The 13,846-nt window shown below is 51.3% G+C and carries 10 protein-coding genes and 1 other annotated feature (1 of these 11 only partly in view); all 10 genes read left to right on the top strand.

What is annotated here, in order from left to right:
• The first annotated feature begins 510 nt into the window (after nucleotides 1-510).
• The 10 genes from AK95_RS28650 (at nucleotide 511) to tetB(58) (ending at nucleotide 13,661) form a co-directional block, all read left to right on the top strand.
• Entirely contained in the window at nucleotides 511-2,244 is a 1,734-nt protein-coding gene (locus AK95_RS28650; protein WP_071223311.1) for an extracellular solute-binding protein, read from the top strand.
• Nucleotides 2,245-2,273: 29 nt separating this feature from the next.
• Complete coding sequence (locus AK95_RS28645) at nucleotides 2,274-3,245, top strand: ABC transporter permease (protein ID WP_071223310.1); 972 nt, start codon at nucleotides 2,274-2,276, stop codon at nucleotides 3,243-3,245.
• Between the two features lie 15 nt (nucleotides 3,246-3,260).
• Nucleotides 3,261-4,196, top strand: coding sequence for a carbohydrate ABC transporter permease (locus tag AK95_RS28640; RefSeq protein ID WP_071223309.1), 936 nt, complete (start codon nucleotides 3,261-3,263; stop codon nucleotides 4,194-4,196).
• A gap of 51 nt (nucleotides 4,197-4,247) precedes the next feature.
• On the top strand, nucleotides 4,248-6,026 hold the full coding sequence (locus tag AK95_RS28635; protein ID WP_071223308.1) for a glycoside hydrolase family 2 protein: 1,779 nt from the start codon (nucleotides 4,248-4,250) through the stop codon (nucleotides 6,024-6,026).
• 11 nt (nucleotides 6,027-6,037) lie between these two features.
• Entirely contained in the window at nucleotides 6,038-7,042 is a 1,005-nt protein-coding gene (locus AK95_RS28630) for an aldose 1-epimerase (RefSeq protein ID WP_071223307.1), read from the top strand.
• Nucleotides 7,043-7,109: 67 nt separating this feature from the next.
• Nucleotides 7,110-8,852: a glycoside hydrolase family 2 protein gene (locus tag AK95_RS28625; protein ID WP_071223306.1), complete on the top strand. Its 1,743-nt coding sequence runs from the start codon at nucleotides 7,110-7,112 to the stop codon at nucleotides 8,850-8,852.
• An 89-nt stretch (nucleotides 8,853-8,941) separates the two neighbouring features.
• Nucleotides 8,942-10,339 carry a family 43 glycosylhydrolase gene (locus AK95_RS28620; protein ID WP_071223305.1) on the top strand — a complete coding sequence of 466 codons (1,398 nt, stop codon included), beginning with the start codon at nucleotides 8,942-8,944 and terminating at the stop codon, nucleotides 10,337-10,339.
• A 240-nt stretch (nucleotides 10,340-10,579) separates the two neighbouring features.
• Complete coding sequence (locus tag AK95_RS28615; RefSeq protein WP_071223304.1) at nucleotides 10,580-11,527, top strand: ArsR/SmtB family transcription factor; 948 nt, start codon at nucleotides 10,580-10,582, stop codon at nucleotides 11,525-11,527.
• A gap of 290 nt (nucleotides 11,528-11,817) precedes the next feature.
• Nucleotides 11,818-12,849, top strand: a complete 1,032-nt coding sequence (gene tetA(58), locus AK95_RS28610; RefSeq protein WP_071223303.1) for a tetracycline efflux ABC transporter Tet(58) subunit A — start codon at nucleotides 11,818-11,820, stop codon at nucleotides 12,847-12,849.
• Entirely contained in the window at nucleotides 12,846-13,661 is an 816-nt protein-coding gene (tetB(58), locus tag AK95_RS28605) for a tetracycline efflux ABC transporter Tet(58) subunit B (protein WP_071223302.1), read from the top strand. The genes tetA(58) and tetB(58) overlap by 4 nt, the downstream gene beginning before the upstream one ends.
• A gap of 117 nt (nucleotides 13,662-13,778) precedes the next feature.
• Nucleotides 13,779-13,846, top strand: a binding site (T-box leader); it runs 163 nt beyond the window's last position.

Below are 13,846 nucleotides of genomic sequence, written 5' to 3'. Positions count from 1 at the left end.
CCATTCATTACAGATTATCTGTAATGAATGGGGGTTTATTACGAATGAGAGTAAAACGTGTAAGACACACATATCCATAACGAAAATCGTGGGTTTAAAACGGATATTCCTTTTTACATAAGGGTTATAAGTCTATGGATTGTTTCCAATATCCGAAATTAAAAGTTCGGATTTTAAAAAATGAATAAATTAAGTTACGGAATTTGTGTATGAAAGCGTTGACAGAATGATGTTATAAACTTATACTTCGGTTAAAGATACAGGATAATTGTATTAAATGAGTGTGTAGGGGTTGGCAATGCCGTCAATTACCATGTGAAAAAGGGGATCCATTGGAATGACCATGAGGAAGATTTGCATTTCAGACTGGGGGTGCTTAGACACTGCGAAGATGAAGGATGATAGATAGCAAGTTTTAAACTGGCACCTCTGAAAAACTACGGAATATAGATCCTCTGGGGCGCTAATGCGGAGGGTGCTCGTAATTATTCATATCATGGGAGGTTAAGCATGAACAGAACGATGAAACGTTATTTCACCCTGTTATTCATATCCATATTGATCATTTCGACGGTAACCGCTTGCAGCGGCAAGGCAAGTGACGAGCCAGACAATACCGTAACCCAAGAGGAAAGCGCAGAGAAGAATGAAGTGACATTCGAAGATATCAGCGGGGACATACGGGGCAATAAAGCACCGACACAGGAACAAATCGATGAAGTCAACGGCACACTCAATGATACATACCTCGGTGATGTATTTGACGAAGTCATTCCTAGCGATTATTCCGCTTATCCCGTCAAAGGCGATGTGGTGCTGGATGTATGGATGCCTGCCAACTCCAACATCCCGGATATGAATAATCACTTGGTTCAGAAGCAGGTGGAGAAGCTCACCGGCATTAAAGTGAACTTCATTACGCCGCCCGTCGGGCAGGAAGCGGATGCCTTCACCTTGATGATCTCCTCTGGCGAGCTGCCGGATATCATCATTGACCCGGGCCGTTATCCGGGAGGCTTGGAAGCGGGGGTAAACGACGGCGCTTACCTTGATTTGACCGACCTGATGGAAAAGCATGCCCCGAACTATTCGGCATGGCGCAACTCGGACGAAACGAGAAGAAAAACGACCGTGACCGATGATGGCAGGCTGCTGGGCTTCTACGGGATCGCTCCATATTCCGAATGGATCTGGTTCGGCACATTAATCAAGCAGGAAGCGCTGGATAAGACGGGACTTCCAGTCCCGACGACGATAGACGAATGGTATGAATTTCTAAAGAAATCCAAGGAAGTCGGATATAAAGCACCGCTGAATTACGGATCGACGTACGGCCAAATTTTTACCGGCATCATTAATGGCGCATATGGCGTCTGGGACTGGACCTTCCTGGATGAGAACGGCAAAGTCGCATGGGGGCCTGCACAACCGAAAGCCAAGGAATATCTCGCGACCATGCAGCAGTGGAATAAGGAAGGCTTGCTGAATCGGGATTGGGCTACCGCCGATTTTAATCAACGGATGGCTAGCGCGATATCCGATGATACGGCCGTCATGATGGACTCCCCGGATACGATGTGGAGCTATTGGAAGGTGCAGAACGATATTGATTTCGTGGGGGCGCTGAATCCTGTTCTGAATGAAGGGGACAAATCCGCAACCACCTATAAAAACTTCAAAAGAACCGGAACCGGTGCAGCCATCACGACTCAGAGCAAAAATGTCGAAGCTGCAATGGCATGGCTGGATTTCAACTTCAGCAAAAAAGGCTGGGAGCTCATTAACTTCGGCGAGTACGGCACGGTTCATTTAGTGGATGAACAAGGAATGCCTTATTATCCGGAAAACAGTTACATCTACAATGACCCGGACGGTCAGCCGGTAGACGTCACACTTTGGAAATACCGCTGGCACAGTTGGCCGAACATTCGCGATGAGCATAATGCCAACCCGTTGATCTCGGCGAAAGGAAGCTATTCCGGAGATATCCGAAAGGATTGGACGGAAAACATGGATACCAGCATGGCGATGCCGCCGATCACGTTCACGAAAGAGGAAGCCTCACGCGAAGCCGAGCTTGGAAACCAATTATCCACGCTGCGCGGAGAATACTTTGCCAAGATCATTATGGGCGAATTGCCGGTCGATGCTTACGATAAATTTTTGAAGGAAGCGCAGAGCATGGGGCTGGACGAATTCTTAAGTCTCCATCAGGCAGCCTTGGATCGGTATAACCAACGATAGTTTTCATAATAAGAACAGGTGGTTGATTCATGGAGATATTACAGAAAAACAAGGAACTAGGCCATGTTCGGACGCCCTCGGAGCCCAAGAATACCAAACGGTTAATTCAAAAAGATCTCAGAAAGAATTGGTTTGTCTATCTGATGGCCCTTCCCGTCGTGGCGTGGTTCTTGATCTTCTGCTATGGACCGATGTGGGGCGTCATGATCGCATTCAAGGATTTCAAGCCTTTGCTGGGCTTCGCGGACAGTGATTGGGTGGGCTTCAAGCATTTCATCGATTTTTTCTCCGGACCCTATTTTTGGAGAGTCGTCAAGAATACGCTCCTGCTGAATGTGTGGGGCATCGTGTTTGGATTTACGGCACCGATCATCCTGGCTTTGCTGCTGAATGAGGTTCGTTCTTCCAAGTTTAAGCGGACCGTTCAAACCATTACGTATATGCCGCATTTTATTTCTCTGGTTGTTGTATGCGGGATCATTCACATCTTTACGGCCAATGAAGGGGTCGTTACGCAGCTGCTTTCGTTCATAACGGGAAAAGATTACTCATCCCTTCTCGGGTACTCCAATTTGTTCCGCCCGATTTATACCTTCTCCGGAATCTGGCAGAGCATCGGCTGGGACAGCATCATTTACCTGGCTGCGATGAGCTCCATTGATCCTTCATTATATGAAGCGGCCGATATCGACGGGGTCGGCAGGGTGAAAAAAATGTGGTACATTACGCTGCCCCAGATCAGTCCGGTCATCATCATCCTGTTTATCTTTGCGATCGGCGGATTGATGGCTTCCGGCTATGAGAAAATTATTCTGCTCTATAATCCTTTGATCTACGATACGGCGGATGTCATCGCTTCCTATGTTTACCGGAGGGGCTTGAGGGAAGCGAGCCTGAGTTATTCCACAGCCGTCGGATTAATAAGCTCCATCGTGAACTTCGGGCTGTTATGGATGACAAATACCATCGTGAAACGCAGATCTGAATCCAGCTTATGGTAAGAGAGAGGGAAGGTTATGGAGGATATCAAGCAACTCAAAGTGAAACGAAGAAGGAAGCATAAAAGCATAGGAGACCGCGTATTCGACTTCACGAACTATACGCTGTTAACCGCCTTAACGTTGGTATGTTTTTATCCCATACTGCATATTTTGTTCGCCTCCGTCAGCGATCCCAGCGCCTTGATGGCACATAAAGGGGTTTTGTTAAAGCCGCTGGGATTCACGCTCGACGGTTACAAGCTGGTGTTCAAAGACAACAGCCTGCTGAAGGGGTACATGAATACAATCATTTATGTTGGACTGGGCACCTTGGTCAATATGGTCATGACGATATTGGGGGCATACGTGCTCTCCAGACGGGATTTGTATTTCAAGAATTTTATCATGGTTCTGATTACGATCACGATGTTCTTTGGCGGAGGGCTGATTCCCTGGTTCCTGTTAATGAAGGACATAGGCTTGTACAACAATCTGTGGGCGATGATTCTGCCGACCGCTTTAAGCACTTGGAACATCATCATTTTAAGAACCGGATTCCAATCGATTCCGAGAGAGCTGGAAGAAGCGGCATTGATTGACGGCGCAAGCCAGGCCAACATTCTGATCACGGTGATCCTGCCGCTGTCGAAAGCCACGCTGGCCGTTATCTTCCTGTATTATCTGGTCGGGAATTGGAACTCCTGGTTTAACGCGATGGTTCTGCTGAAGGACAGGGAATTGTTCCCGTTACAGCTATTAATGAAGGAAATCCTGGTTGCCAATGATTCGACGGCCACCACGATCGGCAGCGCGGGCGGAGTCGTAATTAACAGCGCCCAGAGCTCGACCGCGTTCCGGGAGCTGGTTAAATATTGCGCGATCGTGGTTTCGACGGTGCCTATATTAATGGTGTATCCGTTCCTGCAAAAGTATTTCGTGAAAGGCGTTTATGTGGGTTCGATCAAAGGCTAGACGTTCAAACGAGCACATAGAGAGACTGAATCATTAGGAGTGAGTTGCATCTTGACGACAGAAGTTAGCAAGACACAAACGATTCGCAATGAATATCCGAGACCCCAGTTTCAGCGCAAAGAGTGGTTAACCCTCAATGGCGAATGGGATTTCAGTTTTGATGATGAAGCCATCGGCGAGGATACAGGGTGGCATCGGGTGGAAGCGAAGGCTTCCTTCACGCGGAAAATCAACGTGCCCTTTACGTTCCAAAGCAAGCTGAGCGGCATCGGCGACCCTTCCTTTCATGACGTGGTATGGTACCGCAGAACGTTCGACGTGCCGCAGGACTGGAACGGGAAGCGGATTGTGCTTCATTTCGGCGCCGTGGATTATTTGGCCAAAGTGTGGGTAAACGGGCATTTGGTGGCCATTCATGAAGGCGGGCATACGCCGTTCCAGGGGGACATTACGGCCGCGCTCGGGGAAGGAAGCAACACGATCGTGCTGCGGGCGGAGGATTTCAGCCAGGACGTCACCCTGCCGCGAGGCAAACAGTACTGGCTTGAGCATCCGGCAAGCATTTTCTATACCCGTACGACCGGCATTTGGCAGAGCGTGTGGCTGGAGCCGGTATCCCCGGTACATCTGAGCAAAATAAGGATGACACCCGACATTGACCGGAACGAAATTCGCATCCGGACCTTCCTTGAGGGTTACAAGTCGATGGAGAATCTCAAGCTGCAGATCACCGTATCGTATAAGGGTGAACGGGTTGCCGAAGATCAATATGCAATCCGAAACGCGGAGCAGCTGCGGACCATCGGTTTGAGTGATTTTACGGATCATGGTCTGGGACGCCTGTGGAGCCCTGAGCATCCGAACTTGTATGATATTGACTTCCGTCTTGTACAAGATGAGAACGTCGTCGATCAAGTATCCAGCTATTTCGGGATGCGGAAGGTATCGATCGAGAACGGCAAGCTATGCCTGAATAATCGACCGTATTTCCAAAGGCTGGTGCTGGATCAGGGATATTTCCCTGAGGGAATTTTGACGGCGCCGTCGGACGAGGCTTTGAAGCGCGATGTGGAGCTGGCGAAGGAAATGGGATTCAACGGCGTGAGAAAGCACCAGAAGACGGAGGACCCCAGGTTCCTGTACTGGTGCGACAAGCTCGGCCTGCTGTTATGGAGCGAGGCGGCCAACGCATATGAATATTCCGAGTCGTATGTTCGCCGCTTCACAGCGGAATGGCAGGAGATCATCGAGCGGGACTATAACCATCCTTGCATCATAACCTGGGTTCCGCTCAATGAGAGCTGGGGAGTTCCGAATGTTCAGCTGGATAAGCGTCAGCAGCAGCATGGGCTTGCGATGTATCATTTAACGAAGTCTTTGGACGATAGCAGGCCGGTTGTTTATAACGATGGATGGGAGCATATGACCACGGACTTGGTCACCATTCACGACTATGAGAGCCGCCAGGAAGTGCTGGAAGAACGGTATGCATCAGCCGCGTCGGCGGTGGAAGCCATGCCGGCCAACCGGAGGATATTCGTTGGCGGTGCTTCCTATGAAGGCCAACCCATTCTGGTGTCGGAGTTTGGCGGCATTGCCTTCAAGAAGAGCGATTGGGAAGGCTGGGGATATTCCGGAGCCGAGAACGAGGAGGACTTCCTGATCCGGCTTAAGGCCGTAGTGGATCCCATGTTCTCTTCCCCGGTGATCCAGGGATACTGCTACACGCAGTTGACGGATGTCGAGCAGGAGATCAACGGCTTGCTGACGTATGACCGCAAGCCCAAAGCGCCGCTTGAAACCATACGCAGCATCATGACGGGACAATAGGAGGTGGAGAAATGGACGGGACGAATGCTTATGAAGGAGTATACCATAACGAGAAAGCAGTTTATTTAAGAGCCGGGAGTTATGAGGCTATCATGCTTCCGGATATCGGCGGGAATTTGATATCGTTCCGGGATCTCGATAAGGGCTGCCGGTTTCTGCATGAACCGACACTTGACGAAATGCCGGCGTTCAAAGCAAGGCCGATGATTCATGGCATTCCGGTGTTGTTTCCCCCGAACCGGTATCAAGATGGCCGGTTCCGTTGGAACGGCAAAGTCCATCAGCTGCCGGTGAATGAAGAGGCAACCGGTCATCATCTGCATGGATTTCTGTACAATATTCCATGGGAGGTCGATGAATACGGGCATTCCGGGCAGGAGGCTTATGTGACCGTGTCTGTCCGCGTGGATGAACGGCATCCGGTATTCCGGAACTTCCCGTTCCGTTTCCATATTCAGCTTCGGTACGGCTTAAGCCGGCAGGGGTTATCCCAGCGGGTAACGATCACCAATACAGGCCAAGAAGCCATGCCGTGTCTGCTGGCGTTTCATACGTCCGTTAATGCGCCATTTACCGAGGGAGGCGACGCCCGGGATTACCGTTTAAAGCTGACCGTCGGGAAGCGATGGGAGCTGGATGGTCGAATGCTGCCCACCGGCTCCCACCAGGAGCTGTCGGCGAACGAGCAGGCCATGCAAGGAGCAGGTGTTTATCCTTTCTTTGAAAGGATGGACAATCATTATACCGCCGAGCCCCAAAACGGAAGAAACCGGATGGAGCTTACCGATGGGGCGAAGAAACTGAGGCTGGTCTATGACGTAGGCACCTCCTATAAGCAATGGATGATCTGGAACAACGAAGCGACCGAGGGTTTCTTTTGCCCTGAGCCGCAGATCAATCTGGTCAATGCACCCAATATGGACTTGGAAGCTGAAGAGATCGGATGTTTCAGCCTTGAACCGAATGAAATCTGGGAAGAGACCAGCAGGCTGTATGTGAAGGAAAGCCAAGGCTAAAAGCCGCAGGTGACAGTCGGCAGAAAGATAAATGCCGACAAATTAAACATATAAGAAGGAGTTAAACATGACTGAATTAACACTGCCGCGTCCGGAGTACCCCCGTCCGCAATGGGTAAGACCCGACTGGATCAATCTGAACGGTTCTTGGCAATTCGAAATCGATCATGGGAAAAGCGGGAAGGAGCGCGGATTCCATGAGCCGGGACATGATCTGTCCGGAACGATCACCGTTCCTTTCTGCCCCGAAAGCAAGCTGTCCGGTGTTGAATATAAGGATTTCATGGCAGCCGTATGGTATAAGCGGGATTTTACCGTGCCTGAAGCATGGGAAGGCAGTATCCTGTTTCACTTCGGGGCTGTGGATTACGAGGCGGAAGTATGGGTTAACGGTGTATCCGTAGGATCGCATCGCGGGGGATATACGCCCTTTAGCTTGGATATCACCTCGCATGTGATACCGGGCAAGAACGTAATTACCGTCTGTGCGGAGGATGACGTCCGTTCCGGACGCCAGCCGCGCGGGAAACAAAGCGGACGCTTCCACTCGCATGGCTGCGATTATACCCGTACGACGGGGATTTGGCAGACGGTATGGCTGGAGCAAGTGCCGCAGGTCTATATGTCCGACATGAAGCTGGTGGGTGACCCGGATAATGGCTCTGCCCACCTCGAGATTAAGATCAACGGGAACGCAGCAGGTCATAAACTGACCGCATCCGCCCTGTATGAAGGGAAAGCGGTAGGGAATGCGAGTGCCGTCGTATCCGGGCCGTACGTCAAACTTACCATTCCATTATCGGAGGTTCACTTGTGGGAGGTGGGTCAGGCCAGGCTATACGATCTGGAATTATCCCTGCAAGGACAGGATCAGGTGTGCGACACCGTCCAATCCTATTTTGGGCTCCGAACCGTCATGCTGGACGGAATGGCCTTCCGCATCAACGGCAAATCCGTATTTCAACGACTTGTGCTGGATCAAGGCTTCTATCCGGATGGGGTCTACACCGCGCCAAGCGATGAGGATCTCCGCAAAGATATCGAAATTTCGATGGGACTCGGCTTTAACGGCGCAAGGCTTCACGAGAAGATGTTCGAACCGCGCTTTCTGTATTGGGCTGACCGGTTAGGGTATCTGGTATGGGGAGAGCATGCGAATTGGGGGCTTGACATTACCACGGCCGAGGGATTGTCCCATTTCCTGCCGGAATGGCTGGAAGGGATGGCGCGCGATTTCAATCATCCGGCCCTCATCGGCTGGTGTCCCTTCAACGAGACGTGGGACCGGGACGGCGCCAAGCAAAATAACGACGTACTGCGCATTGTATACGAGGTCACCAAGAAAATGGACCCGACGCGTCCTGTGATTGATACGAGCGGCAACTTCCATGTCGTGACGGATATTTTCGATATCCATGATTACGACCAGAACCCGGAGACGTTCAAGCAGCGATATGAGCCGATGAAGAACGGTGGAGAGGTGTACAATAGCTTCCCGAATCGGCAGCAGTATGAAGGCCAGCCTTACTTCATCAGCGAATATGGCGGCATATGGTGGAATCCGGACCAAAAAGACGAGAAGTCCTGGGGTTACGGCGACAGGCCGACCTCCGAAGAAGCATTTCTAACGCGTTATGCGGGCTTAACGAATGTGCTGCTGGATCATCACATGATGTTCGGTTTTTGTTATACCCAGCTGTACGACGTGGAGCAGGAAGTGAACGGATTGTATACCTATGACAGACGTCCGAAATTCGATCCCGCCGTGATTCGCCGCATCAATTCCCGTAAGGCCGCGATTGAAGATTGAGCCGTTATCATGACCGTTATCGAAGTAGGCGGTGTTTCATTTCTGCATGGTGTATGATTGCATATTATCCGAAAGGAACGTGACGAAGGATGAAGGTGAATTACCGGAATAAATTATTGCTCACGATATGCGCATTCCTTATTCTTCCTATGGGCCAGGCGACACATGCGGCTACGCTTCAAAATAACTTCTACAACGTGGTCATGCAGGAGGGCGCGGATCCATGGGTATATAAACACACCGACGGCTTTTACTACTTCACAAAAACGACCGGCGGAAATGTGACCATATGGAAGTCCGCACAGCTTACGACCATTGATGCAGCTCCGACGAGGGTCGTGGAAACGGGCTGCTGCAGCATCTGGGCTCCGGAATTGCATTACATCAATGGCGCCTGGTATATCTACTATGCCAAGGATGACGGGGATAACGTCAACCACCGCATGTATGTCATGGAGAACACGTCGGCGGACCCGACGCAGGGAACCTGGCAGTACAAAGGTCAGATTACGGACCCGACGAACAAATGGGCCATTGACGGCACGGTGCTGCAAACAGGCGGTCAGCTGTATTTTATATGGTCCGGCTGGGAAGGCGACACCAATGTCCGGCAGAATTTGTATATCGCCCGCATGAGCAATCCCTGGACGATCGATTCGAATCGCGTTGAAATCGCAAGGCCAACCCACAGCTGGGAAACGAACCATTCCCCGCACGTAAACGAAGGGCCTCAGGTGATTGTGCGAAACGGTCTCATCAATCTGGTATACTCGGCAAGCGGGAGCTGGACGAACGACTATTGCCTGGGCCTCATCACGGCCAGCGCAACCAGCGATCTGCTGAATCCGGCATCATGGAGCAAACGCAGCCAGCCTATATTCAAGTCCGGTAACGGTTTGTACGGACCGGGTCATCATTCGTTCACCAAGTCGCCCGACGGTTCGGAGGACTGGATACTCTATCATGTCGCCAAATATAATAATGCCGGGTGGAACCGCGAGGTTCGAATGCAGAAATTCACGTGGCATGCCGACAACACGCCAAATCTCGGCGTCCCGGTGAATCCGAATTCCCCGATAACCTTGCCTTCCGGCGATGCAGCGCATATCCGTTACGAAGGTGAGGAAGGGACATTCGGCGGTATCGCCTATGCATCTCAGAGCCCTAACGGCTCGGGAGGCATGAAGGCCGGGCATATTGATACGCCGGAGAGTTATGTGGAATTCACGGTTCATGCCGCGTCGGCAGGCGAATACATTCTGCTCGCCCGCACGGCGAACGGAACAGCCGGGGGGAATTGGTCCCATCTCATGCTCAGCGTAAATGCCGGTACGGCAAGCAAGTTCCATATCACGAATAAAGGATGGGAGAACTGGGGACTGTCCACGGCGCGGATTCAGTTGAAGGCCGGCGTGAACACGATACGTTTTTCAAAAGGCGAGGGATACGGAGAAATCGACTTTTTTGACATCAAGCCTGCGAATTAGGACACACCGATGGCAAGTGGGCCGATAAATAAAGAGTTGTTAGCTTGATCATGGATGGCTTCCGGTTCTCCCGGAGGCCATTTCTGGCTATGAAAGTCATGGTTTGCTATGTCCGGCTAGATGATGCCTTATGGCAAGAGGCAGGAAAATGGCTGGTGTAAGCCTTTCCAGTGTGATTGTTTTTCATTTCATTAAGAAGTAAAATTATTGTAATGAATATGTTTAAAGGAGAGCAGATTTGTGCTGGAACTTGGTTTTAACGACCCGGAAAGATTGGTCACGGTAGCCCATGCCTTGTCAACACGTTCTCGGGTTGATATTCTAAGGCTCTTGAATTCCAAGAACTTGAATATCATTGAAATTGCCGAGAAGCTCAAACTCCCCGTTTCGACGGTAGCGAGCAATATCAAAGTGTTGGAAGCGGCTGAGTTAATTAATACGGAATTGCTTCCGGCGTCACGTGGGGCCATGAAGGTCTGCAGCCGGAATTATGATGATATTCATATTGCGTTGAATTTGAGAAACTCGGTACCCAAAGGAGTAACGCATGTCTATGAAGTAGAGATGCCGATTGGCCATTACAGCGATTGCGAAGTATCGCCGACATGCGGAATGGCGAATGCCGACGGGTATATCATAAAGGAAGACGAGCCGGCGAGCTTTTACCATCCCAAGCATGTTAATGCCCAGATCATCTGGCTGCGCAAGGGATATCTGGAATATTTGATGCCGATGGATATTCCGGCCGGAGCTCGCATCGAATCGCTTGAATTGTCCATGGAGATGTGTTCCGAGGCGCCCAATTATGATCATAACTGGCCTTCGAATATTTCCGTGTGGGTCAATGGCGTGGAAATCGGCATGTGGACAAGCCCCGGCGATTTCGGGGATCGGCGCGGCAAGCTGAACCCGAATTGGTGGTATGATTGGGCAACGCAGTACGGGTTTCTCAAGACTTGGCGGGTCGATCATGAGAAGACGACGCTGGATATGGAGAAAGTGTCGGGTGTTACATTGGCTGAGCTAAATCTTTCCGAGAGTCCCAAATTGCGGTTGCGTATCGGCATTAAGCCCGATGCCGTCAATCAAGGAGGGCTGAATCTGTTCGGTCGCCAGTTTGGAGATCACGAACAGAATATCATCATGCAGTTGAAATATACGATGGATCAGGATGGGGAAGACCTTTAATCACGCTTGTATAAGTGGCTGAAGGCTTAGCTGTTGACGAAATTCCAACGGCAGCTTGTTGGCGGAGAGGTTTCCCGTTTAGATAAAGGATAAAGTGGCAGTGCAGAAGGTGTTTCTGTGCTGTCGCTTTTTTTTGTTTGCCGTCAGAAGTATTCGGAGTAACACGCGAATCCTTATCGAATGGGGATCATTTTCATAAAAAGAGCCCATTCTTTTCCCGGTTTACATTCCGTTTAAATAGGGGTGCTACGATTCAATCATCATCCATTAGCGAAGAGGAGGAAATCATAATGGAGCATGCATACAAAAAGAAAATAGAACCAAAACCTGGCGACTTGGCCGTTGAGGCTTACGGACTGATCAAAACATTCGGAGATAACCGCGCCGTGGATGGGGTGGATCTGAACGTACGTACCGGAACGATCTACGGTGTACTTGGCCCGAATGGGGCAGGCAAGACGACCACCATCCGAATGCTGGCGACCTTGCTAAGACCGGATGCGGGTTCGGCCCGAATCTTCGGACATGATGTGCAGGCGGAATCGCAGATTGTCCGTCAGTTGATCGGGGTAACCGGCCAATACGCGTCGGTGGACGAATCGCTCAGCGCTACGGAGAATCTGATTATATTCTCACGTTTGCTTGGTTTGGGGCGTAAGGAGGCAAGGCGCAAGGCGGAAGAGCTGCTCGAGGAATTCGGTTTGTCGGAAGCCGCGAAGCGGCCGCTAAAAAATTTCTCGGGCGGCATGCGGAGAAGGCTGGATCTGGCGGCAAGCCTGATTGCCCAGCCGCCGCTTATCTTCCTGGATGAACCGACGACGGGGCTGGATCCAAGGACGCGTTCCCAGATGTGGGATACGATCCGCCGATTGGTGAATACCGGTTCAACGGTATTGCTGACCACGCAGTATCTCGAGGAGGCCGACCAGCTGGCAGACCGCATCGCCGTTATCGATTACGGCCGGGTTGTGGCCGAGGGGACGGCCGATGAACTGAAGATGTCGGTGGGCACTTCCTCGCTGCATTTGACTGTCGAGGATTCGGTTGACATGGATCGCGCCTGCCATACCGTGGAACAAGTGTTAGGCGTCCATGCCAATGTATCGCCGGAAGCCGGAAAGATAACGGCGCCGATGGCTAATGCGGGTCTTGTTACAGACCTGCTGATCGAGCTGCGAACAGCAGGAATCGGCTTGTCCGAGATGAGCGTGCAGAAGCCGACCCTGGATGAGGTGTTCCTAACGATCACCGGCCACGGCGTGAAGGAAGACGCTGCCCAAGAGTCTTATGAATCCAATGATCGGGAGGTGGCACGGGTATGAGCAGCTCCATGATTCAGCCTGGGACGGAACGTCAGCTTAAGAACCGCACGAGTTTGGGTCAGACGGTCCGAAATTCGTTGACGATGGCTTACCGCGGGCTGCTGAAGCTCCGGCGCACGCCCGAGCAGTTGTTTGACGTCACGTTTCAGCCCATTATTTTTACGCTGATGTTCACCTATATTTTTGGGGGCGCCATCTCGGGTGACGTGGCGAGTTATTTGCCCGTCATCATTCCCGGCATCCTCGTCCAGACCGTGATTACGACCTCCGTCGTCACAGGCGTTCAGCTGCGCGAGGATATGGATAAAGGCGTATTCGACCGATTCAAATCGCTGCCGATTGCACGCATCGCACCGCTGGCGGGTGCCCTGCTGGCAGACACGATTCGGTATACCATTGCGACAGTGCTTACCTTTACGATGGGATATATTATGGGGTATCGGCCCGAGGGCGGCTTGGGTTATGTTGCTCTTGCGGGGTTGGTCGTCATTTTGTGCTCATGGGCCATTAGCTGGATTTTTGCTTTCTGCGGCGTGATTGCAAGATCTGCCTCCGGCGTGCAGGGGATATCGATGATCGTGCTGTTTCCGCTCACGTTTCTCTCCAACGCGTTCGTGCCGGTGGATACGATGCCGGGCTGGCTGCAGTGGTTCGTCAATATGAATCCGATCTCGCATCTTGTGACAGCCGTTCGGGATCTCACCAACGCTGGCACCGTGGGCTGGGATCTCACGATATCCTTGGTTGGCGCCGCGGTTATCGTGGCGATCTTTGCTCCCATTACGGTTCGTGCGTACATGCGCCGCACTTGATACCAAGGGGGCTCGCCTAACGGCGTTACCCATCCTGTCGGGGAAAGCAGGACTTCCGTCCGAAACGCAGGTTGACATTGATTTATGAATTCACTATACTGTCTGTAATCTTATAAGCGACATACGTTGAAAGAGCCCAGTAGCAGCTTGGTCCCTGTTCTAGAAAGCCGGGGGATGATGGAACC

It is taken from the genome of Paenibacillus sp. LC231, from assembly GCF_001860525.1.
Taxonomy (GTDB): Bacteria; Bacillota; Bacilli; order Paenibacillales; family Paenibacillaceae; genus Paenibacillus_AQ.
This window is presented reverse-complemented; position numbering and strand designations above follow the sequence as displayed.

Coding starts and splice junctions, on each gene's coding strand:
- AK95_RS28650 (WP_071223311.1), top strand. CDS start 511: ATGAACAGAACGATGAAACGTTATTTCACCCTGTTATTCATATCCATA.
- AK95_RS28645 (WP_071223310.1), top strand. CDS start 2,274: ATGGAGATATTACAGAAAAACAAGGAACTAGGCCATGTTCGGACGCCC.
- AK95_RS28640 (WP_071223309.1), top strand. CDS start 3,261: ATGGAGGATATCAAGCAACTCAAAGTGAAACGAAGAAGGAAGCATAAA.
- AK95_RS28630 (WP_071223307.1), top strand. CDS start 6,038: ATGGACGGGACGAATGCTTATGAAGGAGTATACCATAACGAGAAAGCA.
- AK95_RS28625 (WP_071223306.1), top strand. CDS start 7,110: ATGACTGAATTAACACTGCCGCGTCCGGAGTACCCCCGTCCGCAATGG.
- AK95_RS28620 (WP_071223305.1), top strand. CDS start 8,942: ATGAAGGTGAATTACCGGAATAAATTATTGCTCACGATATGCGCATTC.